Origin of the sequence: Amycolatopsis sp. 505 (genome assembly GCF_031625235.1) — a bacterium.
Classification (GTDB): Bacteria; Actinomycetota; Actinomycetes; order Mycobacteriales; family Pseudonocardiaceae; genus Amycolatopsis.
This window is the reverse complement of record NZ_JACKQP010000008.1, coordinates 19322-46095: the sequence shown is the minus strand read 5'-3', so window position 1 is coordinate 46095 and position 26774 is coordinate 19322. Positions and strand designations below refer to the sequence as shown.

Annotated in this window: 26 protein-coding genes; 9 read left to right on the top strand and 17 right to left on the bottom strand. The window is 71.0% G+C overall.

Going from position 1 to position 26774, the window contains the following annotated elements; translation table 11 throughout:
* Nucleotides 1-37: 37 nt before the first annotated feature.
* From H5965_RS28060 to H5965_RS28045, 4 genes are all read right to left on the bottom strand, one after another.
* Nucleotides 38-1408: a hypothetical protein gene (locus H5965_RS28060; protein WP_310973303.1), complete on the bottom strand. Its 1371-nt coding sequence runs from the start codon at nucleotides 1406-1408 to the stop codon at nucleotides 38-40.
* A 176-nt stretch (nucleotides 1409-1584) separates the two neighbouring features.
* Nucleotides 1585-3630, bottom strand: a complete 2046-nt coding sequence (locus H5965_RS28055; RefSeq protein ID WP_310973302.1) for an MMPL family transporter — start codon at nucleotides 3628-3630, stop codon at nucleotides 1585-1587.
* A gap of 114 nt (nucleotides 3631-3744) precedes the next feature.
* Nucleotides 3745-4410, bottom strand: a complete 666-nt coding sequence (locus tag H5965_RS28050) for a response regulator transcription factor (protein ID WP_310973300.1) — start codon at nucleotides 4408-4410, stop codon at nucleotides 3745-3747.
* A 7-nt stretch (nucleotides 4411-4417) separates the two neighbouring features.
* Nucleotides 4418-5485 carry a sensor histidine kinase gene (locus H5965_RS28045; RefSeq protein WP_310973299.1) on the bottom strand — a complete coding sequence of 356 codons (1068 nt, stop codon included), beginning with the start codon at nucleotides 5483-5485 and terminating at the stop codon, nucleotides 4418-4420.
* Between the two features lie 85 nt (nucleotides 5486-5570).
* Here H5965_RS28045 and H5965_RS28040 point away from each other — a divergent pair, with 85 nt between their 5' ends.
* Nucleotides 5571-6044 (top strand): DUF3761 domain-containing protein, encoded by a 474-nt coding sequence (locus H5965_RS28040; protein ID WP_396136955.1) that lies wholly within the window; start codon nucleotides 5571-5573, stop codon nucleotides 6042-6044.
* An 86-nt stretch (nucleotides 6045-6130) separates the two neighbouring features.
* Nucleotides 6131-7534 carry an MFS transporter gene (locus tag H5965_RS28035; protein ID WP_310973297.1) on the top strand — a complete coding sequence of 468 codons (1404 nt, stop codon included), beginning with the start codon at nucleotides 6131-6133 and terminating at the stop codon, nucleotides 7532-7534.
* Here the strand turns inward: H5965_RS28035 and H5965_RS28030 are convergent.
* The 7 genes from H5965_RS28030 to H5965_RS28000 all read right to left on the bottom strand — a co-directional run bounded on the left by H5965_RS28030 (nucleotide 7531) and on the right by H5965_RS28000 (nucleotide 13936).
* A complete protein-coding gene (locus tag H5965_RS28030; protein WP_310973295.1) occupies nucleotides 7531-8337 on the bottom strand; it encodes an SAM-dependent methyltransferase in 807 nt (268 codons plus the stop codon). The two genes, H5965_RS28035 and H5965_RS28030, sit on opposite strands and share 4 nt — an antisense overlap.
* A gap of 42 nt (nucleotides 8338-8379) precedes the next feature.
* Nucleotides 8380-9183: an SAM-dependent methyltransferase gene (locus H5965_RS28025; protein ID WP_310973293.1), complete on the bottom strand. Its 804-nt coding sequence runs from the start codon at nucleotides 9181-9183 to the stop codon at nucleotides 8380-8382.
* A complete protein-coding gene (locus H5965_RS28020; RefSeq protein ID WP_310973292.1) occupies nucleotides 9183-9986 on the bottom strand; it encodes an SAM-dependent methyltransferase in 804 nt (267 codons plus the stop codon). The genes H5965_RS28025 and H5965_RS28020 overlap by 1 nt, the downstream gene beginning before the upstream one ends.
* A 43-nt stretch (nucleotides 9987-10029) precedes the next feature.
* Nucleotides 10030-11592: an acetolactate synthase large subunit gene (locus tag H5965_RS28015; RefSeq protein ID WP_310973291.1), complete on the bottom strand. Its 1563-nt coding sequence runs from the start codon at nucleotides 11590-11592 to the stop codon at nucleotides 10030-10032.
* Entirely contained in the window at nucleotides 11589-12974 is a 1386-nt protein-coding gene (locus H5965_RS28010; RefSeq protein WP_310974157.1) for an FAD-binding oxidoreductase, read from the bottom strand. The genes H5965_RS28015 and H5965_RS28010 overlap by 4 nt, the downstream gene beginning before the upstream one ends.
* Before the next feature lie 108 nt (nucleotides 12975-13082).
* On the bottom strand, nucleotides 13083-13559 hold the full coding sequence (locus tag H5965_RS28005) for a roadblock/LC7 domain-containing protein (RefSeq protein ID WP_310973290.1): 477 nt from the start codon (nucleotides 13557-13559) through the stop codon (nucleotides 13083-13085).
* A 5-nt stretch (nucleotides 13560-13564) separates the two neighbouring features.
* A complete protein-coding gene (locus H5965_RS28000) occupies nucleotides 13565-13936 on the bottom strand; it encodes a hypothetical protein (protein ID WP_310973289.1) in 372 nt (123 codons plus the stop codon).
* A 213-nt stretch (nucleotides 13937-14149) separates the two neighbouring features.
* Here H5965_RS28000 and H5965_RS27995 point away from each other — a divergent pair, with 213 nt between their 5' ends.
* On the top strand, nucleotides 14150-14962 hold the full coding sequence (locus H5965_RS27995) for an aldo/keto reductase (protein WP_310974156.1): 813 nt from the start codon (nucleotides 14150-14152) through the stop codon (nucleotides 14960-14962).
* A 43-nt stretch (nucleotides 14963-15005) separates the two neighbouring features.
* Here the strand turns inward: H5965_RS27995 and H5965_RS27990 are convergent, their stop codons facing one another.
* Both H5965_RS27990 and H5965_RS27985 read right to left on the bottom strand, forming a co-directional pair.
* The gene (locus H5965_RS27990; protein WP_003079597.1) at nucleotides 15006-15503 is read right to left on the bottom strand and encodes a DUF3830 family protein; all 498 of its coding nucleotides are present in this window, start codon (nucleotides 15501-15503) and stop codon (nucleotides 15006-15008) included.
* A 2-nt stretch (nucleotides 15504-15505) separates the two neighbouring features.
* Nucleotides 15506-16762, bottom strand: a complete 1257-nt coding sequence (locus H5965_RS27985; RefSeq protein ID WP_310973286.1) for an aminotransferase class III-fold pyridoxal phosphate-dependent enzyme — start codon at nucleotides 16760-16762, stop codon at nucleotides 15506-15508.
* Nucleotides 16763-16853: 91 nt separating this feature from the next.
* On the opposite strand from H5965_RS27985, the gene H5965_RS27980 reads away from it, so the two are divergent.
* The 3 genes from H5965_RS27980 to H5965_RS27970 are packed head-to-tail and all read left to right on the top strand — an operon-like array spanning nucleotide 16854 to nucleotide 19897.
* Nucleotides 16854-18317: an NAD-dependent succinate-semialdehyde dehydrogenase gene (locus tag H5965_RS27980; RefSeq protein WP_310973283.1), complete on the top strand. Its 1464-nt coding sequence runs from the start codon at nucleotides 16854-16856 to the stop codon at nucleotides 18315-18317.
* Entirely contained in the window at nucleotides 18314-19372 is a 1059-nt protein-coding gene (locus H5965_RS27975; RefSeq protein WP_310973281.1) for a tartrate dehydrogenase, read from the top strand. The genes H5965_RS27980 and H5965_RS27975 overlap by 4 nt, the downstream gene beginning before the upstream one ends.
* A gap of 60 nt (nucleotides 19373-19432) precedes the next feature.
* On the top strand, nucleotides 19433-19897 hold the full coding sequence (locus H5965_RS27970) for a DUF4262 domain-containing protein (RefSeq protein WP_310973280.1): 465 nt from the start codon (nucleotides 19433-19435) through the stop codon (nucleotides 19895-19897).
* A 139-nt stretch (nucleotides 19898-20036) separates the two neighbouring features.
* On the opposite strand, the gene H5965_RS27965 is transcribed toward H5965_RS27970, so the two are convergent.
* The 3 genes from H5965_RS27965 to H5965_RS27955 all read right to left on the bottom strand — a co-directional run bounded on the left by H5965_RS27965 (nucleotide 20037) and on the right by H5965_RS27955 (nucleotide 22306).
* Complete coding sequence (locus H5965_RS27965) at nucleotides 20037-20756, bottom strand: GntR family transcriptional regulator (RefSeq protein ID WP_310973279.1); 720 nt, start codon at nucleotides 20754-20756, stop codon at nucleotides 20037-20039.
* A gap of 1 nt (nucleotide 20757) precedes the next feature.
* Nucleotides 20758-21504, bottom strand: coding sequence for a maleate cis-trans isomerase (locus tag H5965_RS27960; RefSeq protein ID WP_310973277.1), 747 nt, complete (start codon nucleotides 21502-21504; stop codon nucleotides 20758-20760).
* A gap of 61 nt (nucleotides 21505-21565) precedes the next feature.
* On the bottom strand, nucleotides 21566-22306 hold the full coding sequence (locus H5965_RS27955; RefSeq protein ID WP_310973276.1) for an Asp/Glu/hydantoin racemase: 741 nt from the start codon (nucleotides 22304-22306) through the stop codon (nucleotides 21566-21568).
* A gap of 101 nt (nucleotides 22307-22407) precedes the next feature.
* Between H5965_RS27955 and H5965_RS27950 the strand changes: the two genes are divergently transcribed.
* The 3 genes from H5965_RS27950 to H5965_RS27940 are packed head-to-tail and all read left to right on the top strand — an operon-like array spanning nucleotide 22408 to nucleotide 25107.
* The gene (locus tag H5965_RS27950) at nucleotides 22408-23415 is read left to right on the top strand and encodes a D-2-hydroxyacid dehydrogenase (RefSeq protein ID WP_310973274.1); all 1008 of its coding nucleotides are present in this window, start codon (nucleotides 22408-22410) and stop codon (nucleotides 23413-23415) included.
* Complete coding sequence (locus tag H5965_RS27945) at nucleotides 23412-24791, top strand: amidase (RefSeq protein ID WP_310973272.1); 1380 nt, start codon at nucleotides 23412-23414, stop codon at nucleotides 24789-24791. The genes H5965_RS27950 and H5965_RS27945 overlap by 4 nt, the downstream gene beginning before the upstream one ends.
* 58 nt (nucleotides 24792-24849) lie before the next feature.
* Entirely contained in the window at nucleotides 24850-25107 is a 258-nt protein-coding gene (locus tag H5965_RS27940; RefSeq protein WP_310973271.1) for a hypothetical protein, read from the top strand.
* 862 nt (nucleotides 25108-25969) lie between these two features.
* On the opposite strand, the gene H5965_RS27935 is transcribed toward H5965_RS27940, so the two are convergent.
* Nucleotides 25970-26722 carry a helix-turn-helix transcriptional regulator gene (locus H5965_RS27935; RefSeq protein ID WP_310973270.1) on the bottom strand — a complete coding sequence of 251 codons (753 nt, stop codon included), beginning with the start codon at nucleotides 26720-26722 and terminating at the stop codon, nucleotides 25970-25972.
* Nucleotides 26723-26774: the final 52 nt, after the last annotated feature.

Sequence of the window (26774 nt, the reverse complement as noted above, 5' to 3'; positions counted from 1 at the left end):
ATCGGATTCCGGTGGCGGCCCTTCAACGTGTCCGGGGTCAGGTGGATCGGAGTTCTCGCCGCCCTTCGCCGAGCCAGCGAAGCGCCAAGACGGTGCCGTCTCCGTCCATCGAGACGACTCCGCCCCAGTCCTCTTCCGCAGCGGCGGAACACCCGGCCCACCGCGCGAACATCCGCGGAGCTTCGACGAGGTAGGACCCCAGATCCTTGTCCCGGGCGAGGAGCGTGTGAAGCACCTCGGGGATGCCCGAGAAGACTTCGACCCGCCGTCGATCGAGGCGGAAGACGTGGTCGGTGCCGACGAGCTCCACACCGCCGAGGTCGACGCGGACATCGCATTCGGCGTTCGTGGCGTGCTGGGAGTAGTCGTCACCAAGCCGGATCTGCTGCCGCGGGGTCAGGTAGTGAGCGGCGCTCTCCCGGTCGCCGACGAAGGTGAGGACCGCGGCTGCCGCGGTCCTCACCAGTACGCGGGAGAACCATTCGTAATCGACCGCACGGACGTTGAACCCCGGCCGAGTACCGGCGGTGTCGTCTTCCATGACCTGAGGAATCTGTGGGAACAGATTCAGCTGCTCCGCCGGCCCGGTCGGATCCGGGAGCCCGGCGCCAGGCTCCTGGAGCACTCCGTCACCGGGTGGGTCGAGCAGTCCCAGCCCGATACCGCCGTCCCCGGCAAGCGCCGTCGACATCAGCAGGCTGGGCGCCGGTGCACCGTCGAGCGCGAAGGCCTGCACCCGTTCCGCGGCCCGAGCCAGCTGGTCGTGCTGCATACCCGCCTTGCCGTGCGTGCCCCGGCACTCGACGACGACGAGCCGGAGCGGGCTGCCCGGCTTCTTCCCGATGAGGAAGTAGCCGGGCCGGGTCTGGGTGAGGTACCTGCCTTTCGATTCCTTGCCGCGGAGGGCCCAGCCCGCCTCCAGTGCGACTTCCGCGTCGACGACTTCGAAGTGGTGGCCGGGGTGCTGCCGGGAGAGGATTTCCCGCGCTGCCCGGAGGGCGAACGCCGCTCCGAGATCTTGCGCCTGGACGGTTTTGCGGTGGTAACGCTGAAGCTTCCCGTTGGCGGAGAGCTCCATGCGACCGTGGTGGTCGGCTTGCAGGGTCGTCAGATACCGGAGGTAGTTCCAATGCTGGGACAGGCCACGAGAAGGGGTCTGCCCGGCGAGTACGGTCGCGCGTCCGAGCGTGTGAAGCAGTTCCCACGGCGTGGCGACCATCCCGCGGTGGTGCAGAGCAGGCGAAAGCGGCGTCAGTGCGGGTTTGCGGGGAACCGCCTCCTTCTCCTCCTCAGCCCGCTTTTCGGCCACCTTGTGCGCGGCTCGCTCGACTCGCCAGGCAAGATCCTGGGTGGATTCGATTGTCACGTGAGCCTGCTGCCGGAGCTGTTCCAACGGATCTTCGAGCATCGCGGGTGTCCCTCCCCGTTCGTCCTGGACGTCCCTCCACTCCAATTCACCCGACGGCGCACGATGTTGTCTGCCGCTCAACCGGTTGTTCAGCGTAAAGGTAAACTCACCGTGAGTGATCTTTGAGATGTTCGGCCGAAGCTGTTGAGCGCATTGCCGGGCGCCGGGGCGCCACGTCAGGGCTCGAGCGCGAAGTGCGGCAGCCGCCGATCCAGCCACTTCGGCAGCCACCACGCGCGGGCACCCAGCAGCCGCATGATCGCCGGGACGACCAAGCAGCGGATCACCAGTGCGTCCAGCAGGACCGCGACCGCCAGGCCGAGGCCGAACTGGGCCAGCATGCGGGACGGGTCGAGCAGGAACGCTCCGAACACCAGGACCATGATCGCGCCCGCCGCGGTGATCACCGCTCCCGTCGAGGCCAGGCCTTCGCGCACCGCCAACTGGGCGTTGCCCGTGCGGCGCCACTCCTCGTGCATGCGGGACACCAGGAACACCTCGTAGTCCATCGACAGCCCGAAGACGATCGCGAAGATCATCACCGGGACGAACGCCTCGATCGGGCCCGGCTGCGCGCCGAACCAGCCGTCGCCGAACACCAAGGTCATCACGCCGAGCGAAGCGCCGATGCTCAGCAAGTTCAGCAGCGCCGCCTTGAGCGGGATCAGCACCGAGCGGAACACCACCATCAGCAGCAACGCCGACAACCCGACGACGACCAGCACGAACAGCGGCAGCCGGTCCGCGACGGCGTCCGCGAAGTCCGTCGCCGCCGCGACCGAACCGCCGACGAGGTAGTGGCCCGGCAGGGTCGGGAGGACTTCGGTCCTCAGCCGCGTCACCAGATCGGCGGTGGCCTCGTCCTGGGGTGACGTCGTCGGGAACACCAGAACCGTCCGGCCCATCGGCGGCAGGACCTGGGCGATGCCCGGTGTCGACGCCAGTTTCTGCTGCAGCGCACCGGTGTCGCCGTCTTCGGTCACGATCGCGAGCGGGCCGGTGAAGCCCGGGCCGAAGCCCTCGGCCAGCAGGTCGTAGGCCTTGCGCGTGGGGGAACCGGCCGGGTCGGTGCTCGCGTCGGCGAACCCGAGCCGCATGCCGGCGGCCGGAATGGACAGTCCGATGAGGACGATCAAGCCGAGCGCCAGTGGCGCCAGCGGACGCCGTTGGACGCTGTCGGCGAGCCGTCGCCACGCCTTGCCGGGCTCCTTCCGAAGAGCCTGCCGGCGGATCCCGCGCTCGAGCCGCTTGCCGAACAACGACAGCAGCGCGGGCAGGAGCGTCACGGACGCGAGCATCGTCATCAGGACCGTCAGCGCGACGGACAGCGCGACCCCGCGCAGCCCGCCGAGCCCGAGCGCGAGGAGGCCGAGCAGGGCGATGATCACCGTCGTCCCGGCGAACAGGACCGAGCGGCCGGCCGTGTCGAGGGCCCGCCGGGCCGCCGGCTCGCGGTCGTGGCCGGCGAGGATTTCCGTGCGGTAGCGGGAAAAGATCAACAGCGCGTAGTCGACGCCGACGCCGAACCCGACCAGCATCATCAGCGGCGAGGTGTAGCTCGCGATGTCGACGAAGTGTGAGACGACCGTGATCACTCCCAACGTGCTGCCGACCGCGAACACCGCGGTGATAACCGGCAGCCCGGCCGCGAGCAGCGAGCGGAACAAGAATACGAGGATGACCAGCGCGGCGAGCAAGCCGACCCCCTCCGCGGGACCGCCGCCTCCGGAGATCCGCTCGATCGGGTCCCCGGCGAGCGCGACCTCGACCGGCCCGGCCCGTTTGGTGGTGTCGGCGAACTTCACGATGTCGTCGTAGGGAAGATCGGTCGACGCCGCGTCGAAAGTGACGGTGGCGTAACCGATCCGCCCGTCGGGCGAGAGCGTCGTCTCGGTCACCGACCGCACGTGCGGCAGGGACCGGACTTCGCCGAGCATGGTGTCGATCGACGACCGGTTGGCGGCGAGCCCGCTGTTGGCCTTCAGCACGATCTGCGCGCTCGTACCGGACTGCGCGGAGTTCTCGAGCAGGTCCACGACCTGCTGGGATTCGGTGCCGGGCAACGAGTTGTCGTCGTGGAACGCGCTGCCGGCCAGCTGCGAGGTGAACGTGACGCCGATGAGGACCAGCGCCCAGAGCGCGACGGCGAGCCACCGGTGGCGCTGCGCCCAGCCGGCCAGCCGCGCCAGGCCGCCCCCGGAGGTACGAGTGATGGTGTCCATGGTGGACAAGGATTCGCGAGAGGGGCCCTACCGCGCGTCGCGCAGCGGAGGACACTTCACGTGCTCCCGGCGGTGTCCCCTAAGGCCGGTCCCGTACACCCGGGGGAGTACGGGTCAGGGCGCCAGCCACCGCGGCGTCACCGCGCCGGACTCGTAGGCGAGGACGACCAGCTGCGCGCGATCGTGCGTGCCGGTCTTGGTCATGATGCGGCTGACGTGCGTTTTCGCTGTGGCCGGGCTCAGCGTGAGCTCGCGCGCGATGTCGTCGTTCGACAGCCCGGCCGCGACCAGGGACAGCACCTCGCGCTCGCGGTCGGTGAGCCGGTCGAGCGCCGGGGACGGCGCCGGCCGGGTGCCGCGCGCGGCGAACTCCGCGATCAGCCGCCGGGTGATCGACGGCGCCAGCAGCGCGTCGCCGCGGGCGACCACGCGCACGGCGTGGATCAGCTCCTCGGGCTCGGTGTCCTTGACCAGGAACCCGCTCGCGCCCGCCCGCAGTGCGCCGTAGACGTCCTCGTCGAGGTCGAACGTCGTGAGGATGACGACCTTGGTCCGCACGCCCGGGTCTTCGAGGAGGTGCCGGGTGGCGGCGAGGCCGTCGAGCACCGGCATCCGGATGTCCATCAGCACGACGTCGGGGTGGTGGTCGTGCGCGGCCTGCAATGCCTCGCGTCCGTCCGCGGCCTCGGCGACGACGGAGATGTCGTCCTCCCCGTCCAAAATGGACCGGAAGCCGGCGCGGACGAGCCGCTGGTCGTCGACGAGCAGGACCCGGATCATCGGCCCATCATCGCACCGGCAGCCGGGCGCGCACGCGGTAACCGCCGTCTTCGCGCGGCGCCGCGGTCAGCTCGCCGCCGAGCGCCCGCGCGCGTTCGGCCATCCCGCGGATGCCGTTGCCCGCCGGCGCCGCGCCGCCGCGGCCGTCGTCGTCGACCTGCACGGACAGCTCGTCGGCGCCGTAGCCGAGCCGGACGACGACGGTCTTCGCGCCGGCGTGCTTGGCGACGTTCGTCAGCGCCTCCTGGACCACCCGGAACGCGGCGTGCTCGACGTCCGGCGGCAGATCCCGGGCGACCCCGTCGATCTCGGTGCGCACGGTCAGCCCGGAGGCGCCGACCGATTCGGCGAGTTCGGCGACCCGCTGAAGGCTCGGGCCGCCGGCTTGGCGGAGCATGCCGAGCGTCGTGCGCAACTCCTGGAGTGCGGTCTTGCTGGCGTCCTTGATGGCGCCGAGCGCTTCCTCGGCCTGCCTGGGGTCACGGCGGTGCAGCGCGGCGCCGGCCTGGACGTTGATCAGCGCGAGGTGGTGGCCGAGGACGTCGTGCAGCTCGCGGGCGATGCGCAGGCGTTCGTCGGTGGCGCGCGCCCGGGCCTCGGCCTCCTTGGTGCGCTCGGCTTCGGCGCGGTAGTGCGCGACGGCGCCGCCCGCGACCAGGGCGACGAACCAGCCGGTCATCAGGAAGAAGGCGAAGTTGTCGACGTGCCGCCCGGTCCGCGAGGCGATTTCCCCGGCGGTGACTCCGGCCATCGCGGCGACGACGAGCAGCGCGGCCCCGCGGATCCGCCCGGCCGCGGCGGCGTTGTAGAGGGCGTAGGCGAAGGCGAGCAGGACGAGGCCGTCGGGATCGGTGAGCGGGTAGTAGAGGGCGCAACAGCCGAGCGTGACCGCGGCGACGGTCAGGGGGAAGCGGCGGCGGGAGAAGAGGGCGGCACAGGCGAGGACGGTGAGCACCCAGCCAAGCGCGGCGTGGCGCGGGGGCTCTGGACGGTCCCCGAGCACGGCGAAGAGCGAGCCGGCGAGCACGGTCACGGTGACTGTGAGCTCCACTGCGAACCGGCGCAACCAGGACATACGGCGAGTTTAGGAGAATCGGCGTAACAACCGGGCGCGTTCGATCGACTCTTCGGCATTGCTTCGTGATGCTAAGGGAGTCGGCATGCGGATGAAGTTCGGTGCGGTGCTGGTCGCGGGTGTGCTGGTCGCGGGCTGCGGGGCCGGCACCGTGCCGCCCAAGGACGCCGGGAACCTCGGGGTGGTCGCCCCCACCACGTCGGCGTATCCGATCCCGGCGTATTCGGCGCCGACCGAGACGTCGACGTCGGCGCCGACGACGTCCGAAGCGCCGGTGGCCACCACGACCCCGGAGGCGCCGAAGACGGTCGCACCCAAGGTGACCGCTCCGAAGGCGACCACGCCGCGGACCACCGCCCCGCGCACCACCGCGCAGGCCGCGCCGAAGCCGGCCGAGTGCGGTGCCGACTACTACCGGAACTCGGACGGCAACTGCGTCCACCGGCCCAGTGACAACCCGGCCGGCGCCACGGCCCTCTGCAAGGACGGCACCTACAGCTACAGCCAGCACCGCTCGGGCACCTGCTCCGGCCACGGAGGCGTCCGCACCTGGCTGTGACGAAACCGCCACTCGTACGGAAACCCGTCACCCCGTAGGTACAGTGCATGAAGTTGCATGACGCGTACTAAACACACACTGGGGGTGTGGTGGTGTCCCGTTCCGGCCGGGCGATCGTCGTGGTGCTCGCCTCGTGCGGGCTCGTTGCGTCTTTCATGCAGACGCTGGTCGTGCCGCTGATCCCGGTTTTCCCGCGGCTGCTGCACGCGTCCCCGGCCGACGCCTCCTGGGTGGTCACCGTGACGCTGCTGGCCGCGTCCGTCGTCACCCCCGTCAGCGGGCGGCTCGGCGACCTCTACGGCAAACGGCGGATGATCCTCGTCAGCCTCGGGCTGCTCATCGCCGGCTCGGTCGTGTCCGCGACGACCAGCGCGCTCGCCTTCCAGATCCTCGGCCGCGGGCTGCAGGGCTGCGCGATGGGCGTCATCCCGCTCGGCATCAGCATCATGCGCGACGAACTGCCGCCCGAACGCGTCGGCGGCGCGATCTCGCTGATGAGCGCGACGCTCGGGGTCGGCGGCGCCATCGGGCTGCCGGTCGCGGCCGTGGTGGCCGAGAACGCCGACTGGCACGTGCTCTTCTGGACCGCCGCCGGGCTCGGGCTGGCCTGCGCGCTGCTGATCCTCACCGTGGTGCCCGAGTCGCCGGTGCGGACGCCGGCGCCGTTCGACTATTTCGGCGCCTTCGGCCTGGCCGCCGGGCTGCTCTGCCTGCTGCTGCCGGTGGTCAAGGGCGGCACCTGGGGCTGGACCAGCGCCCCGACGCTCGGGCTGGCCGCGGCCGCCGTGGTCGTCCTGCTCGGCTGGGGCGCCTACCAGCTGCGCCGCCGGGATCCGCTGGTCGACCTGCGGGTGTCCGCGCGCCGCCCGGTGCTGTTCACGAACCTCGCGTCGATCATGGTCGGCTTCGCCCTGTACGCCATGGCGTTGTCGTTCCCGCAGCTGCTGCAGGCGCCGGCGTCGACCGGCTACGGGCTGGGTCAGACGCTGGTCGAGTCCGGCCTCACGCTGGCCCCGAACGGCCTGGTGATGATGCTGCTCTCGCCGGTTTCGGCACGGCTCATCGCCCGGTTCGGCCCGCGCCCGACGCTGATCAGCGGCTCGCTGGTGATCGCCGCCGGGTACGCGTTCGCCATCGTGCTCATGGACAACGCCGCCGAGCTGATCACGGCGTCGGTGATCATCGGGGCCGGCGTCGGCATCGCGTACGCGGCGATGCCCGCGCTGATCATGGGTTCGGTGCCGATCACCGAAACGGCGTCGGCGAACGGCCTGAACTCCCTGATGCGCGGGGTCGGCACGGCCGTCTCCAGCGCGGTGATGGCGGCGATGCTGGCCCAGCTGACCATCACCGTCGGCGGGCTGCCGGTGCCGTCGCTGTTCGGCTTCCGTGCCACGTTCGCCGTGGCCGCGTTCGCCGCGCTGGCGGGGGCGCTGCTCGCGGCGCTGGTCCCGCGGACGCGGACCGCGCCGGAGCTGGTCGCCGTCTAGTTCTTGCGGGCCACCAGGGCCAGGCCACCGCATTCCGTGGGGTCGGGGGGCATTTCCGCGGGGTTGTCCGGCCGCCACTCGGGGATGAACACGATGCCCGGGTCGACGATTTCGAAGCCGTCGACCAGCGTCCGGAGCTCGTCGGCCGAGCGCGGGGTCACCGGGTTCGCGCTCTTCTGGTACATCGCGACCGCACGGGCCGTGTCGTCGCTCTGCTGCTCGTAGGTGGCGGACGACAGCGCGAGGTAGCTGCCGGGCGCGAGCGCGTCGCGGTAGGCGGCGATCAGCCCGGCCGGGTTGCGCTCGTCCGGGATGAAGTGCACGAACAGCGCCATCACGACCATCACCGGCTGGTCCAGGTCGAGCATCATCTCGGTGATGTCGTGCTCGAGGACGTCGTCAGGGAACTCGGCGTCGGCGTGCACCATGGCCGCGTTGTCGTTGTCCTCCAGGACGATCTCGCTGTGCGCGACGGCGACCGGCTCGTTGTCGACGTAGACGACCCGCGCGTTGGCGTCGACGGCTTGGGCGACTTCGTGCACGTGCCCGACCGTCGGCATCCCCGAACCGATGTCCAGGAACTGCCGGATGCCCTGGTCCATCCCGAACCGGATGGCCCGGCGCAGCCACTGCCGGTTGAGCCGGGCCCGCTCACGCGCGTTCGGCTGCGCGGCCAGCACCTGCTCGGCGAACATCCGGTCGACGGCGTAGTTGAGCTGCCCGCCCAGGATGTAGTCGTACACGCGCGCGGCGTTGGGCTTGTCGAGGTCGATGCCCCGCCGCGCGTACTCGTCTTCGCTCATCCGCCGCTCCCCGGAAGTCAGGTGTGCCGCGAGAATAGCCGCTCAGTTCCTTCGGGCCACCAGGGCCAGCTGACTGGCCTCCTCCGGGTGCGCGCCGACGTCGGCGGGGTCGTCCGGCCGCCACTCCGGCGTGAACACGATCCCCGGCGGCAGGATCTCGAAGCCGCCGACCAAGGCGCGCAGCTCCTCCCGCGACCGCGCGAAGACGTCCGTGACGCTCTTCTGGTACAGCTCCGCCGCGCGACGGACCTCCTCGCCCTGCCCTTCGAACGTGCCGGACGACAACGCCAGGTAACTCCCCGGCGCGAGCGCGTCCCGGTAGGCCGCGATCAACCCCGCCGGATCCCGGGAGTCCGGGACGAAGTGGATGAACGCCGCCATGATCAGCATCACCGGCTCGGTGAAGTCCAGCAGCCGCTCGGTCGTCGGGTGCCCGAGGACGTCGGCCGGGATCTCCGCGTCCGCCTGCACCATCTCCGCGTTGGCGTTGTCCTGCAGGACGATCTCGCTGTGCGCGACGGCGATCGGCTCGTTGTCGACGTACACCACCCGGGACGCCGGGTCGATCGACTGCGCGACCTCGTGCACGTGCCCGACCGTCGGCATGCCCGAACCGACGTCCAGGAACTGGCGGATCCCCTGCGAAGCACCGAAACGCACCGCGCGGCGCAGCCACCGCCGGTTGAGCAGGGCCAGTTTCCTGGACTCCGGCCGCACCTGGAGGATCCGCTCGGCGAACTCCCGGTCGATCGCGTAGTTGAGCTTGCCGCCGATCAGGTAGTCGTACACGCGCGCCGCGTTGGGCTTGTCGACGTCGATGCCGCGCGGCGCGTGGTCGCCGGCCATCACCGCTCCTTGCGGCCCACCAGCGCGAGGCCGCCCGACTGCTCCGGCGGGTCTTCGAGCGGGCCGTCCGGACGCCATTCCGGCGTGAACACGATCCCCGGCGGCAGGATCTCGAAGCCCTTCACCAGCGCCCGCAGTTCGTCGGGTGACCGCAGGGTCAGCGGCGTGCCGCTCTTCTCGTACAGCGCGACCGAGCGCTGGGACTCTTCGCCCTGCCCCTCCCAGGTGCCCGACGACAGCGCGAGGTAGCTGCCCGGCGCGAGGACGTCGCGGTAGGTGCCGATCAGCCCGGCGGGGTCCCGCGAGTCCGGGATGAAGTGCACGAACGCCGCCATGATCACCATCACCGGCTCGCCGAAGTCCAGCAGCTCCTCGGTGACCGGGTGCTCCAGCACCTCGTCCGGGCGCTCGGCGTCGGCCTGGACCATGGCGGCGTTCTCGTTGCCCTCCAGCACGATCTCGCTGTGCGCGACGGCGATCGGCTCGTTGTCGACGTAGACCACCCGCGACTTCGGGTCGATCGCCTGGACGACCTCGTGCACGTGCCCGACCGTCGGCATCCCCGAACCGATGTCCAGGAACTGCCGGATGCCCTGCTCGGCGCCGAACCGCACGGCGCGGCGCAGCCAGGCCCGGTTGGTCAGCGCCATGTGCTGCGCGTTCGGCAGCACGCTCAGGACGCGGTCGGCGAACATCCGGTCGACGGCGTAGTTGAGCTTGCCGCCGATCATGTAGTCGTACACGCGCGCGGCGTTCGGTCTTTCGAGGTCGATGCCCCGCTTCGCGTGTTCGTCGTCGCTCATCCGCCGCTCCCGGGTCGAAGGTGTGACGGGAGAATAGTCCGGTTCACAGCAGTGGCGGCACCGCGGCGTCGATGAGGTGCGGGCCGGGCTCGGCGAAGGCCCGCTGGAGCTGTTCGGCGAGCTCTTCGGCGGTGGTCGCCCGGGTCGCGGGCACGCCCATGCCCTCCGCGATCTTCACGAAGTCCATGTCCGGCCGGGAAAGGTCGAGCAGGTCGTTCGCCTTCGGGCCGCCCGAGGCCGCGCCGACGCGCTGCAGCTCCAGCCGCAGGATCGCGTACGCGCGGTTGTTGAGCAGCACCGTCGTGACGTTCAAGTTCTCCCGGGCCTGCGTCCACAGCGCCGAAATCGTGTACAGCGCACTGCCGTCGGACTGCAGGTTCAGCACCGGCCGGTCCGGCGCCGCGACGGCCGCCCCGGTGGCCACCGGCATGCCGTACCCGATCGCGCCGCCGGTCAGCGTGAGGACGTCGTGCCGCGGCGCACCCGCCGTCGCCATCGGCAGCATCAGGCCGGACGTGTTGGCCTCGTCGGCGATGATCGCGTTCTCCGGCAGCAGCGCCCCGATCACCTCGACCCAGTTCTGCGGGGTCAGCGGCCCGCTGGGCAGCGCCGGCCGCGACTCGGGTGCCAGCACGGGCTCGGTGTCCGCGGCGACCAGCTCGGCGACCTCGTTCAGCGCGCGCGTGACGTCCTGCCCGACCGACGCCAGCGTGTGCACCTGGGCGCCTTCGGGCACCAGGTCGCTGGCCTTGCCCGGGTAGGCGAAGAACGACACCGGCGCCTTCGTGCCCGCGACGACGACGTGCTTGATCCCGTCGAGCTGGTAGGCGACCTGTTCGGCGAGGTAGCCGAGCCGCTCGATCGCGGGCAGCCCGGCGCCGCGCTCCAGCCGCGCCGGGAACGTCTCGACGAACACCTTCGCGCCGGTCGCGGCGCCGATGCGGCTGGCGGCGCGCAGGCCTTCCTCGCGGCACGCGCCGCCGCCGACGAGCAGGGCCACCGGCTCGCCGGTGCCGAACACCGCGGCGACGTCCTTGACGGTCGTCGCGTCGACGGCCTGCGGCACGCGCGGCGGGATCGGCGCGCAGGTCTCGCCGCCCTCGCCCCACGAAGCGTCCGCGGGCAGGATCAGCGTGGCGACCCGGCCGGGCGCGTCCTGCGCGGCGGCGACCGCGGCCGCGGCGTCCGCACCGACGTCCTTCGTGTGCTCCGAGCGGCGCACCCAGCCTTCCAGCGAGCCCGCGACGGCTTCGATGTCCGACTCCAGGGGCGCGTCGTACTGCTTGTGGTAGGTCGCGTGGTCGCCGACGACGTTGACGATCGGCGTGTGCGCGCGCCGCGCGTTGTGCAGGTTCGCCAGGCCGTTGCCCAGGCCGGGGCCCAGGTGCAGCAGCGTCGCGGCGGGCTTGTCCGCGATCCGGGCGTACCCGTCGGCCGCACCGGTGACGACGCCTTCGAACAGGGCGAGCACGCCCCGCATCTCGGGGACGGAGTCGAGCGCGGCGACGAAGTGCATCTCCGACGTGCCCGGGTTCGCGAAGCACACCTCGACGCCGGCGTCGACCAGCGTGCGGATCAGGGACTGGGCGCCGTTCAGCTCACTCATGCGGTTCCTTCGGGGAAGAGAACGCCGGGGTTGAGGATCCCGGCGGGGTCGAAGCTCTGCTTGATCCGGCGCATCAGCTCGATCTTCGCCGGGTCTTCGAGTTCGGAGTGGTAGTGGGCCTTGGTGCGGCCGAGGCCGTGCTCGCCGGAGATCGCGCCGCCGAGTTCCATGGCGTAGGCGAAGATGTCGGTGAGCAGCTGCTTCCGCTTGGCGTCGTCCTTGCAGAAGATGCCGAGGTGGACGTTGCCGTCGCCGGCGTGCCCGCAGCCGAGCGCGCCGCCACCGGCGGCCATCGCCAGTTCACGCGCCTTCGAGATAAACTGCGGCATCGCGGTGCGCGGTACGACGACGTCGATCACGTCGTCGGCGCCGGCCGCCTTCGCGGTCCAGAACGCCTTCTCCCGGGCTTCGATGAGCTTGCGGGCTGCGTTGCCTTCGAGGACGTAGACGTCGGTGGCGCCCAGCTCGCTCAGCAGCTCGCCGACGGTCTCGACGTCTTCCTCGAGACGCCCGGTCTCGCGGTTTTCCAGCGCCACCACGAGGTACGCCTCGCTCGTCTCGCGGATCTTGTCCGGGACACCCAGCTCGAGCTTCTCGTTGTAGACGATGGCCGCCATCGTCAGGTTGTCGATGTACTCGAGGATGTGCGGCGCGAGGCCGCTGGAGAGGATCTCCGGCACGGCGGCCATCACCTGGCCGAAGTCGCCGAAGGGGGCGAGCACGGTGGCGCCGTGGGCCAGCCGCGGGTGCAGCTTGACGGTGATCTCGGTGGCCAGCGCGAGGGTGCCCTCGGAGCCGATGATCAGCTGCGTGAGGTCGTAGCCGGTGGAGATCTTCGACGTCTTGCCGCCGGTCCGGATGATCTCGCCGGTCGGCAGCACGGCCTGCAGGCCGAGCACGTTGTTGCGGGTGACGCCGTACTTGACGGCGCGCATCCCGCCGGCGTTGGTGCCGACGTTCCCGCCGACGCTCGCGCTGAGCTCACCGGGGTAGACGGTGTAGCCGAGCCCGGCTTCGGCGGTCTTGGCGTCGAGTTCGGCGAGGGTGACGCCGGGCTGGACGACGGCGACGTGGTTCCCGGTGTCGACTTCGAGGACGGCGTTCATCCGCTCGAAGGAGATCAGCAGCCCGTCCGCCCGCGGCCGGGCCGCCCCGGACAGCCCGCTGCCGGAGCCGCGGGCCGTCACGGGGACGTTGTGTTCCGAAGCGGCCTTCAGCAGCTCCGCGACTTCTTCTGCCGTTGCCGGCTTCGCGACGTACGCAGGCTTCTGCGGTTCCGCCGTCAGCGCTTCGTCGTGCGCGTAGTCCTCCGAGATCGCCTCGCCCGTCAGCAGATTTCCGTCCCCGACGATCTCGGCCAGGCGTGCCGCCACGTCGCCCATCGGCAGTTTCTCCTCCGCGCCGTCGCTGTGGTTACCGCAGCGTAGTACGTACCGGCGGTACGTCGCCATGAAGGTTTTTCACGTTCTTGCGCGGAGGAGGTTCGCCGGTCAGTTCGCTGTGGTCAGAGCGTCCTGGAGCAGGGTCAGCGCCTGCCTCGCGACGACGTTGAACAGGCCCATGGTCGTGTCCGGCCGGGCGAACACCACCAGCAGGATCGGCCCCTGCACGGGGAAGACGCAGACGTGACCGAGCGAGCCCTGGAACATCGCGCCCCGGGCCTCGCCCAGGCCGGCCTGGCCGATGAACCTCGTGGCCAGCCCGACCGCGGCGGCGGACATGGCCGCCACGCTGTCGTCTTCGATCTCCCGGGTGTCGCTGGCCAGCAGCAGGCCGTCCCGGCTGGCCACCAGGAGCCCGGTGATGTTGGCCCGGTCGACCCGGTCGCGGATCTCGTCGAGGGCCTTGGCCGCGGCCTTGGCGTCGGGGTGGGCCTCCCGGGGTCCCTTCTGGACGGGGAAGGCCGGGGTCGCCCCGAGCTTGCGCGTGGGCAGCGGCACCGGGGTGCCGGGTACTTCGGCCGGCATCCCCGTCACACGACCAGCTCGGCTTCGATGTTCTTGAGGTAGTGCCGCGCCAGCGCGAGGTTGGCCCGCTCGCGGTCCAGGACGAGGTACAGGAACAGCGCGGAGTCGTGCTTGGCCGGCTTCAGCAGGCGGATCAGGTGGTACTGGCGGCCGAGGGTGATGAGGATGTCCTCGATCTCGTCGTTGAGCCGCAGCGCGGAGATCACGCGCAGCTTGGAGCGGACGACCTCGGTGTTGCCCGCGGCCGCGGTGTCGAGGTCGAGCCAGTCGCCGCCGCCCAGTGTCCCGAGCGCCATCCCGCTCTCGTAGTCGACCAGGGCGGCCCCCACTGCGCCGGTGATGGAAAGGGCTTCCTTCAAGGCTGTTTCGATGTTCATCCGGCTCGTCTTCTCCTTGTCCTGACGCCCTTGACACGCCGACCCCAGTGGTCAGGTTCGATCACCCTAGGGTTGCCTGACACGTCAGCATATCCCCGAATGGAGTAATCGAATTACTCTGTTCGCGCTACCATTTCACGCAGAGTACAGGGCGTTGGTTTAGCTCAGACTAAATCTCTGGTGGGTGACGGGACCGTCGGCGAAGCTTCCGGCATGACCTCGACGTACACCTTCGAAGACGGCCTTTCCGTGCACCGCCTGGGTTTCGGCGCGATGCGGCTCACCGAGTGGGACCACGTGCGCGACGGCGCCGCCGCGGTCGCGCGCCGCGCGGCCGACCTCGGCGTGACGTTCTTCGACACCGCCGACGCCTACGACCTCGGCCTGAACGAGGAGCTGCTCGCCGACGCGCTCCACCCGTACCCGGGGCTGCTCATCGCGACGAAGTGCGGGCACGCCCGCCCGAGCCGCGGCGAGTGGGTCCCGCTCGGCCGGCCCGAATACCTCCGCCAGCAGGCGGAACTTTCGTTGCGGCGCCTGCGTGTCGACCGGCTCGAGCTGCTGCAGCTGCACCGGGTGGACCCGCAAGTGCCGCTGGCCGACCAGATCGGCGCGCTCGCCCGGCTGCGGGACGAGGGCAAGGTCGCCCGGATCGGACTGTCCGAAGTGACCGTCGCGCAGCTGACCGAGGCGCAGGCGATCGCGCCGATCGCGAGCGTCCAGAACCGCTACAACCTGACCGACCGCGCGTCCGACGACGTCCTCGACCACTGCGAGCGCAACGGGATCGCGTTCGTCCCGTGGCTCCCGATCGCCCGCGGCGGCCACGCCACGGCGGAAGGTGTGCTGGGCAAGGTGGCGGCCGGCGTCGGCGCGACCCCCGCTCAGGTGTCCCTCGCCTGGCTGCTGCGCCGTTCGCCGGTGGTGATCCCGATCCCGGGGACGTCGTCGATCGCGCACCTGGAGGAAAACTGCGCCGCGGCGGAAGTCGTGCTCTCCGACGCCGAGTTCGCGCAGCTGGGCTGAACGCCGGCCCGGCCGCGGGAAGGACCGCGGCCGGGCCGGGGGATCAGGCGCGGGCGAACGAGAGCGTTTCTCCCTCGACACCCCGCAGCCACAGGTCCTGCGCGGCCGCCGCCATCTCGGCCAGGCCCTCCTCGATCGTGGCGAACACGTTGCCGGGCACCCAGCCCGCGTCACCGTTGATCAGCAGGTTGTTGCGGCCGTAGAAGATCGCCAGGTCGGTCGCGCCCTGGTCGCTGTGCGCCTCGCTGCCTTCGTCGTAGCCGTACGCCGGATTGCCGATTTCCCAGGCCTCGAAACCGAAGTACACGACGTCGCCGGGGATCGGCGTGATCGTCGGGTTCTCCCGGCCCGGCTTGGGTTCGGCGAACGGCGGCACGAGCGTGTAGACCTCGTTGCGCGCGTACTTGGCGTGGTAGGCGGATCCGCTCTGCGGCAACGCGTCCCAGACCGCCTTGCAGGTCCGCGGTGCCTCGTCGTCGAGCAGCCGGGCCCGGCAGGAGACGCCGCGCTTGTCGAGGGTGATCGTGATGTATCGGGCCATGCTCAGCTCCCCGTGACCGAAGCGACGACGTCTCCCCAGATCCGCAGCGCGTCGTCGACCTGCTCGGCGGTGACGACCAGCGGCGGCACCATCCGGACGACGTTCATGTACGGCCCGCAGGTGAGCAGCAGCAGCCCGTTCTTCGCGGCCGCCTGCTGCGCAGCCTGCGCGGTGGCCGTGTCCGGTTCGCCGTCGGCGGTGGTGAACTCCGAGCCGACCAGCAGCCCGAGCCCGCGCACCTCGCCGATCGACGGCGTCTTGTCCGCGATCACCCGCGCGCCTTCGAGGAGCTGGCGGCCGCGCTCGGCGGCGTTCTCGACGAGGTTCTCCTGCTGGATGACCTCGAGCGTCGCGATCGCCGCGGCGCACGAAACGGCGTTGCCGCCGTACGTCCCGCCCTGCGAGCCCGGGAACGCCTTCGCCATCAGCTCCTGCGAAGCGGCGATGCCGGACAGCGGGAAGCCGCTCGCCAGGCCCTTCGCGATGAGGACGATGTCGGGAGAGACGTCGAAGTGGTCGTGGCCCCAGAACTTCCCGGTGCGGCCGAAGCCGGTCTGGATCTCGTCGACGACCAGCAGGATGCCGTGCCGGTCCGCGTGCTCGCGCAGCCCGGCCAGGAACTCGGTGTTCGCCGGGACGTACCCGCCCTCGCCGAGCACCGGCTCGACGAACATCGCGGCGGTTTCGTTCGGCGCGCTGACCGTCTGGAAGAGGTAGTCCAGCTCGCGCAGCGCGAACTTCGTCGCCGTCTGCTCGTCCCAGCCGTAGTGGTAGGCGTACGGGAACGGCGCGACGTGCACGCCGGCCATCAGCGGGCCGATGCCGGCGCTGAACCGCGTCCCGGACGTCGTCATGGTCGCCGCGGCGACGGTCCGGCCGTGGAAACCGCCCTGGAAGACGATGACGTTCGGGCGTTTCGTCGCCTGCCGCGAGAGCCGCAATGCCGCTTCGACGGCTTCGCTGCCGGAGTTCGCGTAGAAGAGCGAGTCGAGCCCGCTCGGGAGGACCCCGCCGAGGCGTTCGGTCAGCTCGAGGAGCGGCTTGTGCATCACCGTCGTGTACTGGCCGTGGACGAGCTTGCCGATCTGCTCCTGCGCGGCCCGGACGACGTGGGGGTGGCAGTGCCCGGTGCTCGTGACGCCGATGCCGGCGGTGAAGTCCAGGTGGCGTTTGCCGTCGACGTCGTAGAGGTAAACCCCTTCACCGTGGTCGACCACGACGGGCGTTGCCTGCTTGAGCAGCGGAGAGAGCTGGGCCACAGCGTGCTCCTCGGTCGGTTCGAGCGGGTTGTCGATTGTTGACAATATCCATAGCATGGCCCTCGGGACAACACGTGAGGAGCAGGTCGGCATGAGCGCGAGCACCGAGACCGGCGTCGTCGAGGCGGTCGGCAAGGAACTGTTCATCGGCGGCAAGTGGGTCGCCGCGCAGGACGGGAAGACGTTCCCGGTGGTCGACCCGGCCACCGGCAAGGAGCTGTGCCACGTCGCCGACGCCTCGCCGTCGGACGGCGTCGCGGCGCTGGACGCCGCCGTCGCGGCCCAGGCCGATTTCGCGAAGATGGCGCCCCGGGAACGCGGCGAGATCCTGCGCCGCGCCTACGAGCTGCTGATGCAGCGCCAGGAGGAACTGGCGCTGCTGATGACCCTGGAGATGGGCAAGCCGCTCGCCGAGTCGAAGGGTGAGATCGCCTACGCCGCCGAGTTCTTCCGCTGGTTCGCCGAGGAAGCCGTCCGCATCGACGGTGGCTACGCGACCGCCCCGAACGGCGCCGGCCGGTTCCTGATCACCAAGCAGCCGGTCGGCCCGACGCTGCTGATCACGCCGTGGAACTTCCCGATGGCGATGGGGACGCGCAAGATCGGCCCGGCGATCGCCGCGGGCTGCACGTCGGTGATCAAGCCGGCCGCGCAGACGCCGCTGTCGATGCTCGCGCTGGCCGGCATCCTCGCCGAGGCGGGCCTGCCCGAAGGCGTGCTCAACGTCGTCACGACCAGCGACTCCGGCGGCGTGATGGAGCCGCTGATCCGCGACGGCCGCGCCCGCAAGCTCTCCTTCACCGGCTCCACCGGGGTCGGCCGCAAACTGCTGGAACAGTGCGCCGACAAGGTCCTGCGGACGTCGATGGAGCTGGGCGGCAACGCGCCCTTCCTGGTCTTCGACGACGCGGACATGGACGCCGCGATCGACGGCGCGATGCAGGCGAAGATGCGCAACATCGGCGAGGCGTGCACCGCGGCGAACCGGTTCTACGTCCAGCGCGGCGTCGTCGACGAGTTCGCGCGGCGGCTGACCGAACGCATGCAGGCGCTGCCGATGGGCCGCGGTACCGAGAAGGACGTCGTGGTCGGCCCGCTGATCGACGACAAGGCCGTCGAGAAGGTGACGGAGCTGGTCAAGGACGCCACCGACCGCGGCGCCCGGGTCCTCACCGGCGGCTCGGGCGTCGACGGGCCCGGCCACTTCTACCAGGCCACCGTGCTCACCGACGTCCCGCAGGAGGCGCGGCTGACGCACGAGGAGATCTTCGGGCCGGTCGCCCCGATCACGCCGTTCGACACCGAAGAAGAGGCCGTCGCGAAGGCGAACGACACCGAGTTCGGCCTGGTTTCCTACGTCTTCACCAGCGACCTCAAGCGCGCGCTGCGGGTCTCGGAAGCCCTGGAGGCCGGGATGATCGGGCTCAACCAGGGGATCGTGTCGAACCCGGCGGCGCCGTTCGGCGGGATCAAGCAGTCCGGGCTCGGCCGCGAGGGCGGCTCGGTCGGCATCGACGAGTTCCTCGAGACCAAGTACATCGCGGTGGCCCTGTGACGGCCTACCGCCTGGCGAGCATCCCGGGCGACGGGATCGGCGTGGACGTCACGGTCGAGGCCCGCAAGGTCCTCGACCGGGCTTCCGCTCTGTTCGATTTTTCCTTGGAGTGGACCGAGTTCGACTGGAGCTGCGAGCGGTACGCCCGGGTCGGCGCGATGATGCCGGAGGACGGCGTCGCGCAGCTCTCGGCGTTCGACGGGATCCTGCTCGGCGCGGTCGGCTTCCCCGGCGTCCCGGACCACGTTTCGCTGTGGGGCCTGCTGATCCCGCTGCGGCGGGCGTTCCAGCAGTACGTCAACCTGCGCCCGGTGCGGCTGCTGCCGGGGACGACGTCCGTGCTGGCCGGGCGGAAGGCCGAGGAACTGGAACTGGTCATCGTCCGGGAGAACTCCGAAGGGGAGTACTCGGCGGTCGGCGGCCGGCACAACGCCGGGCGGCCGGACGAGTTCGTGCTGCAGGAGTCGGTTTTCACGCGGGTCGGCGTCACGCGGATCATCCGGTACGCGTTCGAACTGGCCCGGACGCGGTCGGCGCGGGTCTGCTCGGCGACGAAGTCGAACGGGCTGATCCACTCGATGCCGTTCTGGGACGAGATCTTCGCCGAGGTCGCGGCGGAGTTCCCGGACGTACACAGTGAACAGATGCACGTGGACGCGCTGGCCGCGCGGATGGTGCAGGCGCCGGACCGGCTCGACATCGTGGTGGCGTCGAACCTCTTCGGCGACATCCTGAGCGACCTCGCGGCCGCGATCACCGGCGGCCTCGGCATGGCCCCGTCCGGAAACATCAACCCATCGGGTGAATTCCCGTCGATGTTCGAGGCGGTCCACGGGAGCGCCCCGGACATCGCGGGACAGGGGATCGCCAACCCCGTGGCGCAGATCCTGGCGGCCGCGATGCTGGTCGAACACCTGGGCGAAACCGTTGCGGCGCAAGCGATCCGCGCCGCGGTGGACCGGGTGCTCGACGAGGGCCGGGTGCGCACGCCCGACCTCGGCGGCACGGATACCACAGAACGGCTCGGCACGGCGGTGGCCGAAGCGCTGGGCTGAGTTTTGTCGGTGCCCTCCGGCACGGTGGACCACGAGCCCACCGAGGGGGAGGAGTCACCGATGTGCTTCGAGTGCGAGAACCCGGACAGATCCGGTTACCTGGAACGGCTTCGCGGCGGCGTGGCCGACCGGGGCTGGCTGGTGCAGGGAGTGGAGAGAGCGGGGCCGTACCCGCCGTGGGCCTACACGATCGGCCTGAGCGGGTACGGCTTGCCGGAGCTGGTCGTCACCGGCCTGCCGATGCTCGCCGCTGGCGCCCTGCTGAACGCCCTGGCGTCCCACACCCTGCACGGCCCGCCTTTTGCGGCGGGCGACCACATCCCACTGCGCGACGGCCCGCTGATCGAGGTCGTCTCGCTCGCCGAGCCGTCGGCCCACCTGGTGTTCGCGGCGGCGCTGTACGGCCCGGAAATCCGCGCGCTGCAACTGGTCCACGCGGACACCCAGGGCCGCTTCCCCTGGTCCCCCGACTACCGCGACGGCCGCGCCGGCCAGCCCGTCCTGGGGCCCCGCCATGCGAACTGACCCCATCCCCCCGACACCCGAGTCCCGCCGCCAATCACGCGTGTCGTCCACCCAGGTACGCGTGTCGTCCACCCAGGTACGCGTGTCGACCCTTCAATCACGCGTGTCGACGCTCCAATCACGCGTGTCGGCTCTGCGATCACGCGTTTCCCGGCACCGGCGGAGCTTCCCCGTCCCGCAGACTCGTGCCCGGCGCCAGCCGCTGCACCGCGTCCTCCATGTGGGCCTCCAGCAACGTCAGCGCCGTCTCCTCGTCGCCGTCGCGCAGCGCCTGGATCAGCTTCGTGTGCTCCTCCACCCGCTCCTCGACCCGCTGGTACGTGCTCTGCAACGCCGTCAGGCACATCCGCGTCTCGATCAGCAGCGTCCGGGCCATCCGCACGAGCCGCTTGCTGCCGGAGGCGTTGATCAGGGCTTCGTGGAACTTCAGGTCCGCCGTGGAGAGCGCCGTGGGGTCGTCCTCGCTCGCCGCCGTCGCCATCTCGGTGACGGTCTGCTCGAGCACGTCCGCGATCCGGTCGCGGTCGCCGCCGCGCAGGGCGCGCAGCATGGCCGCCCGCTCGATCGCGGATCGGGCCGCGTAGATGTCGTAGACGTCGCCCGGCTCGAGGTCGATGACGAACAGCCCGCGGTGCCGTTCGCTTCGCAGCAGCCCTTCGGACACCAGGTGCTGCATGGCTTCCCGGAGCGGCCCCCGTGACACCTGGAACCGCGCGGCCAGCTCGGTCTCACCGAGCTGGGTCCCGGGCGGGAGAGCGCCCGTCATGATCGCGTCACGCAGCTGGCGCGCGATCACGGCGGCCGTCGACTCGCGGCTCACCGGCTCGATCTCGGGCAGCATGCCCGGTGGCAGGGCCATCTCAGGCGCCCCCGTCCGGCAGGTGCCGGAAGAGCGCGCCGAGCGAGCGGACGAGCCGGTGCTGCCCGGTCAGGCGCAGGCCCTCCCAGACCGTGACCTGGTTGGCGGTCAGCACGGGCTTGCGGAGCGCGGCCTCCACGGCGTTGATCTCGCCGAGGGTGCGCATGGCGGTGTCCGGCACGAGCACCGCTTCGGCGTCCGGGTGGTCGTGGCCGACGGCGAGCTCGACGACGGCCTCCGGGGTCATCGCGCCGACCTCGGCCGCCGTGATGATGTCCGCGCTGGCCATCGAGACGACCTCGATGCCGCCGGCCTTGAGGAAGTCGGCGAACAGCCGGGCGATGTCGTCCGGGTAGCTGGCGGCGACGGCGACCCGTCGAACGCCCAGCGCACGCGCGGCGTGTACGAACGCGAAGGAGGTGCTGGAGGCCGGGACACCGGCGACGGCGGCGAGGCGGTCGGCCTGGTCACGGGCGCCGTCCCAGCCGTAGACGAAGCTGCCGCTGGTGCAGGCCCAGATGACGGCGGCGGGCTCGTGTTTGGCGAGGAGGGCGGCGCCGTCGGCGAGGCGGGCCTCGCTGCCGAGGTCGAGCAGCTCGGCCACCGCGTGCTTGTCGGTGCCGTAGATGTGCTCGACGGCCAGGCGGATGTCGCCCTCGTCGACGGCCATGCCGCCGAGCAGCTGCTCGGCCAGCGGGTAGTCGTCTTCGGCCGCGTGGTCGGGGTAGATGAAACCGATGGTGGTCACGGAACCTCCGGAGGGGACGCAAATTGTCGACAATCCTAGAGGGGAGGTCAAGGAATACCCTTCACGACACGTCACGAAGCCACCTCCCGGGTCCGACGATGGGGAGGTTCATCCGGCGCAGGCACGCCCACATCGTCAGCTGGTTGGCGGTGAGCACCGGTTTGCCGAGCGCGGCTTCCAGGGGTTCGATCAGGTCGTAGGTGGGGAGGTTGGTGCAGCTTACGAAGATCGCTTCGGCGTCGCCGTGGTCGGCGGCGAGGATGCGCTCGGCGATGGTCCGGTAGCTGACCTTCCAGATGCCGCCGCCCAGGCCGAGGTGGTCGCTGGCGACGGTCGTGACGTCCAGTTCGGCGAGGAAGTCGTGCAGGGCGCGGGTCAGGTCGGCGTCGTACGGCGTGAGCACCGAGACGCGGTGGAGGTCGAGCTGGTGCAGCACTTCGGCCAGCGCGCCCGAAGTGGTGACGGCGTCCGGCGCGCCGGCGTCGCAGATCGCCTTGGTCAGCGAGCGTTCGTAGTCGACGCCGTTGACGAAGCTGCCCGACGTGCAGAGGTAGGCGACGACCTCGGGCTCGACGTGCAGCACGTCGCGGGTCGCGCTCGCCAGGTGGTGGCTGTCGCTGACCAGGCGGGCCATCTCCATGCTGACCGGCACGGGCTCGTACGGCGTGCGGGCTAGGTGGAGGGACACCTCCATCGGCACCCAGCGCCAGAGCTCGCGCTCCAGCGCGAGGTCGAAGGGGGCGATGACCCCGATGCCGCGTTGCGCCAGCGGGCCGTCGAACGCCAGGAAGTCGAAATCCAAGGCTCAGCCTCCGGAATACGTCTGTGCTTGACACGTCCGGTGCTCCGGGGGTCGTTCCTCGGATTGTTGACAATCATACGAGTCACTTTTACCGTGTCAACGTGATCGCCTCGGAACACCGGGAAGCCCCCGTCCTGGCAGTGCTCTGCGGCGAGTCCCGCCCACCGGACATGCGTGCTGTCGAATCCGGGGCGGTCGTGCGTTACACGGACGCGGCGGGTCTTGCGGAAGCGTTGTCCGGAGCGGACGCCCTTTTCGTCTACGACTTCCTGTCGACGGCCGTCCCGCAAGCGTGGCACGCGGCCGACCGGCTGCGCTGGCTGCACATCGCCAGCGCCGGGGTCGACCCCGTGCTGTTCCCTGGGCTGCGCGAGAGCGACGTCGTCCTGACGAACTCGCGGGGTGTCTTCGACGACGCCATCGCGGAGTACGTGCTGGGCGTCGTCCTCGCCTTCGCGAAGGACTTCGCGCGCTCGCACGACCTGCAGCGCGAAGGCCGCTGGCTGCACCGCGAGACAGAGCGCATCGCCGGGCGGGAGGTGCTGGTCGTCGGCACCGGGCCGATCGGCCGGGCCATCGCGCGGCTGCTGCGCGCGGCCGGGATGCGGGTGAGCGGCGCCGGGCGCCGTGAGCGCACCGGCGACCCGGACTTCGGCGTCGTGCACGAGTCCGCGCGGCTCACCGAAATCCTGCCGCACGCCGACTACGTCGTCGCGGTCGCGCCGCTGACCGAGCACACGAAGGGCATGTTCGACGCGCGGGCGTTCGCCGCGATGAAGCCGTCGGCGCGGTTCGTCAACGTGGGCCGGGGCGAGCTCGTGGTGACGTCCGACCTGGTCGCCGCGCTCGAAAACAAGACCATCGCCGGGGCCGCGCTCGACGTCTTCGACACCGAGCCGCTGCCGGCCGAAAGCCCGCTGTGGACGCTGCCGGACGTGCTGATCTCGCCGCACATGTCCGGCGACTTCATCGGCTGGCGGAACACGCTGGTCGAGGTGTTCACCGAGAACTTCCGCCGCTGGCGCGCCGGGGAGCCGCTGCGCAATGTCGTCGACAAGACGCTCGGTTACGTGCCGTCGGAGAACCAGGGGAACCAGGGAGCCGGATGAACGACAGGATGCTGACCGCCAGCGAGCTCGTCGCCGCCTACGCGACCGGCGAGCTCTCGCCGGTCGAGGCGACGCAGAACGCGTTGCAGGCCATCGAAGCCCGGGACGGCGAGTGCAACGCCTACTGCCTCGTCGACGCCGACCGGGCGCTGGAGCAGGCCAAGGCGGCCGAAGTCCGCTGGCGGGACGGCAACCCGATCGGGTGGCTCGACGGCGTGCCGGCGTCGATCAAGGACATGTTCCTCACCCAGGGCTGGCCGACCGTCCGGGGCTCGAAGAGCATCGACCCGGACCAGCCGTGGGACGTCGACAGCCCGGTCGCCGCGCGGATGCGCGAGGCCGGCCTGGTGCTGCTCGGCAAGACGACCACGCCCGAGATCGGCTGGAAGGGCGTCACCGACAGCCCGCTGTGCGGCATCACGCGCAACCCGGCCGACCCGTCGAAGACGGCGGGCGGGTCGAGCGGCGGCAGTGCCGCGGCCGTCGCGGCCGGCATGGGCGAGCTGTCGGTCGGCACCGACGGCGGTGGCTCGGTGCGGATCCCGGCGTCGTTCTGCGGCATCGTCGGGCTGAAGCCGACCCACGGCCGGATCGCGCTCTACCCGGCGAGCCCGTTCGGCCCGCTCTCGCACGCCGGCCCGATGGCGCGCTCGGTCGACGACACCGCGCTGCTGCTGGACGTGCTTTCGCTGCCCGACCACCGTGACCCGGCCGCGCTGGCGCCGCCGGTGGGGTCGTTCCGGGAGGCCGTCCGGCGGGACGTGCGCGGCCTGATCGCCGCGTTCTCGCCGACGCTCGGCTACGTCGACGTCGACCCGGAGGTGGCCGCGATCGTCGCCGAGGCGGTCCGCTCACTGGGGGACGCCGGCCTGCACATCGAGGAGACCGACCCCGGGTTCGCCGACCCGAAGCCGGCGTTCGACGTCCTCTGGTCGTCCGGCGCGGCGAAGCTGCTGGACTCGTTCCCGCCCGGGTCCGAGCAGCGAACCGACCCCGGTCTGCGCCGGGTCTGGGAGCTCGGCCGGAAGTGGACGGCGAGCGACTACCTCGACGCCACCGCCGAGCGTGCCGCGCTCGGTATCCGGATGGGCGAGTTCCACACGCGCTACGACGTGCTGATCACGCCGACCCTCCCGATCGCCGCGTTCGAGGCGGGGCACGACGTGCCGCCGGGCAGCGGGCTGAGCGAGTGGCCGGAGTGGACGCCGTTCACGTACCCGTTCAACATGACCCAGCAGCCGGCGATCAGCGTGCCGTCCGGGCGGACGTCGGCGGGGCTGCCGGTCGGCCTGCAGATCGTCGGGCCCCGGCACTCGGACGACCTGGTGCTGGCCGTGGCGAAGCTGCTGGAGGAAGTGCGGCCCTGGGCGCCCTGACCACACGTGAGGGTGAAACCCGGACCGGCGCGGGGAAAGCTGTGCCACTGTCGGCCGGGTGAACGCTCAAGGCTGGTGGTACGAACGAGCCATCCCGACCGTCGACGTCACCGGCGAGCCGACGCGGGTGGTCGTCGGCCTGATCGAACAGGGCGACCGGCTGGCCGCAGCACTGCGGGTGGACGACGGCAAGGCGGCCCTCGTCCCGCTGGAAACCGGCGGCGAGCTGCTGAAGGCGCTGCGCGAGACGTTGGAGAACTGGTGGCGCCTCGACGGCCACCGCGACCTGACGTCCGGACCGCGCGTGGGCCGGTAGTACCGCGCGCGGCCCGCCCTGTCCTGCGGGTTTCGGCGAAGTCGTGTCGTTGCTTCGACCACTCACCCTCTACGGGATCCCTGTCTGATCAGCAAACGACTTCGCCGGAGCGTTGCCTCAGGAGAGTGAGTTCCGGCGAGGTCGGTGCTGCGTGGTGGAGGCGGGGCTGCTGGTCTCTGCCCTGGAGGTGCTGTTCACTTGGGCGGTTCCGGGTGTGCCCACCACCCCGAAGCCGGGATTGTGACTACGGCCGGTGGCACCGCGTCAAGGCGGGAAAGCGTGCCTTGAACCGGCACCACCGGCCGTGTTCGGGCTTCGGATCGGGGTGGCGGGGGAGGTCTGGGTGGGGTGCCGGTTTGGGCGTCCGCGTGCCTTTCCGGTCGGTGGGACAACTGAGCCGGGCGCGGTGGCCGGGGCCGCGATGGCCGGGGCCCGGTGGCCGGTGGCCGGAACGCGGTGGCCGGGGCGCGGCCCGCCCTATCCCGGGGGTTGGCCCCCAGGCCAGTCTATCGGCGGGGCGCGACAATCCTGGCTTTTCGATGGCTCAGGGCAGGGGTTGTCCACATGCGGCCGCGCCTGAGGACAACTCTCACGGCCGGCCAGGAGGCAAGTCTGCGCCGGGGCCCGGGCGCCTGTCGGAACCCAGGTCCGCGCCGGAATCCGGACCCGAGCCGGAGCCCGGACCCGAGTCGAAGCCTGGACGCGAGCCGGAGCCTGGACCCGAGTCGAAGCCTGGACGCGAGCCGGGGCCTCGACCCGGGTCGAAGCGTGGACGCGAGCCGGAGCCTGGACTCAAACCGAAGCCGGACCCGAGCCGGAGTCCAGACCCCAGCCGGAGCCCGGACCCGAGCCGAAGCTTGACTCAAACCCAAGCCGGACCCGAGCCGGAGTCCGGACTCAAGTCGGAGCCTGGGCCCGAGCCGGAACCCGGACCTGAGCCGGAACCCGGACACACGCCGAGCTCGCCGAGGCGGCGTCGGCCGGGCTCCGTGATGCGCAAGGTCCTTCCGCCCGGCCGGCGGCGCACCCAGCCGGTGCCGAGCAAGGCCTTCAGCAGGGCCGTCCCCAGCTCGCCGGCCAAATGGACGCTTCCGTGAGACCAATCCAGGCACGCGCGGACCGCCGGGCCGGTGCCCGGCAGCCCGCCGATGCCGAGGGCTGCCAGCAGCGGGTGGTCGAAGGTGCGCAGCGAGGCCGTCTCGCCCGGTGTCAGGTCTCCGACCACTTCGTCCTTGCGCAGCGCCGCCGCCACGTCTACGCCCAGTTGCCCGGCCACGTGGCCGTAACACGCTCGGGCCCGCAACAGCGGGCCGGCCGGTGGGTCGGGCTGGAGCCGCGAAGGCAGCCGTGGTGGGGCGATCGCCGCCAGGGCCTCCACGAGCTGGGCCACCTCCGGGCCCGCTAGCCGGTGCAAGCGCTGGCGGCCCGCGTCGGTCACCTGGATCAGGCCCGCCTCGCCCAGCCGGCGCAGGTGGGAACTCGCCGTGGACGGGGCGACTCCGGCCGCCGATGCCAGGGCTCGGGCGGTGTGGGCGCCGCCGTCCATCAGCAGGAGGAGCATGGCCGCCCTGGCCGGCTCGCCGATGGCCTGGGCCACTGATGCGATGCCGGGCATCGTGCCAGCCTATCCGGAGAACAGTTCGCTCCGGATCGAACGACTTGTGTGG

Coding starts and splice junctions, on each gene's coding strand:
- H5965_RS28060 (WP_310973303.1), bottom strand. CDS start 1,408: ATGCTCGAAGATCCGTTGGAACAGCTCCGGCAGCAGGCTCACGTGACA.
- H5965_RS28055 (WP_310973302.1), bottom strand. CDS start 3,630: ATGGACACCATCACTCGTACCTCCGGGGGCGGCCTGGCGCGGCTGGCC.
- H5965_RS28050 (WP_310973300.1), bottom strand. CDS start 4,410: ATGATCCGGGTCCTGCTCGTCGACGACCAGCGGCTCGTCCGCGCCGGC.
- H5965_RS28045 (WP_310973299.1), bottom strand. CDS start 5,485: ATGTCCTGGTTGCGCCGGTTCGCAGTGGAGCTCACAGTCACCGTGACC.
- H5965_RS28040 (WP_396136955.1), top strand. CDS start 5,571: ATGCGGATGAAGTTCGGTGCGGTGCTGGTCGCGGGTGTGCTGGTCGCG.
- H5965_RS28030 (WP_310973295.1), bottom strand. CDS start 8,337: ATGAGCGAAGACGAGTACGCGCGGCGGGGCATCGACCTCGACAAGCCC.
- H5965_RS28025 (WP_310973293.1), bottom strand. CDS start 9,183: ATGGCCGGCGACCACGCGCCGCGCGGCATCGACGTCGACAAGCCCAAC.
- H5965_RS28020 (WP_310973292.1), bottom strand. CDS start 9,986: ATGAGCGACGACGAACACGCGAAGCGGGGCATCGACCTCGAAAGACCG.
- H5965_RS28015 (WP_310973291.1), bottom strand. CDS start 11,592: ATGAGTGAGCTGAACGGCGCCCAGTCCCTGATCCGCACGCTGGTCGAC.
- H5965_RS28010 (WP_310974157.1), bottom strand. CDS start 12,974: ATGGGCGACGTGGCGGCACGCCTGGCCGAGATCGTCGGGGACGGAAAT.
- H5965_RS28005 (WP_310973290.1), bottom strand. CDS start 13,559: ATGCCGGCCGAAGTACCCGGCACCCCGGTGCCGCTGCCCACGCGCAAG.
- H5965_RS28000 (WP_310973289.1), bottom strand. CDS start 13,936: ATGAACATCGAAACAGCCTTGAAGGAAGCCCTTTCCATCACCGGCGCA.
- H5965_RS27995 (WP_310974156.1), top strand. CDS start 14,150: ATGACCTCGACGTACACCTTCGAAGACGGCCTTTCCGTGCACCGCCTG.
- H5965_RS27990 (WP_003079597.1), bottom strand. CDS start 15,503: ATGGCCCGATACATCACGATCACCCTCGACAAGCGCGGCGTCTCCTGC.
- H5965_RS27980 (WP_310973283.1), top strand. CDS start 16,854: ATGAGCGCGAGCACCGAGACCGGCGTCGTCGAGGCGGTCGGCAAGGAA.
- H5965_RS27970 (WP_310973280.1), top strand. CDS start 19,433: ATGTGCTTCGAGTGCGAGAACCCGGACAGATCCGGTTACCTGGAACGG.
- H5965_RS27965 (WP_310973279.1), bottom strand. CDS start 20,756: ATGGCCCTGCCACCGGGCATGCTGCCCGAGATCGAGCCGGTGAGCCGC.
- H5965_RS27945 (WP_310973272.1), top strand. CDS start 23,412: ATGAACGACAGGATGCTGACCGCCAGCGAGCTCGTCGCCGCCTACGCG.
- H5965_RS27935 (WP_310973270.1), bottom strand. CDS start 26,722: ATGCCCGGCATCGCATCAGTGGCCCAGGCCATCGGCGAGCCGGCCAGG.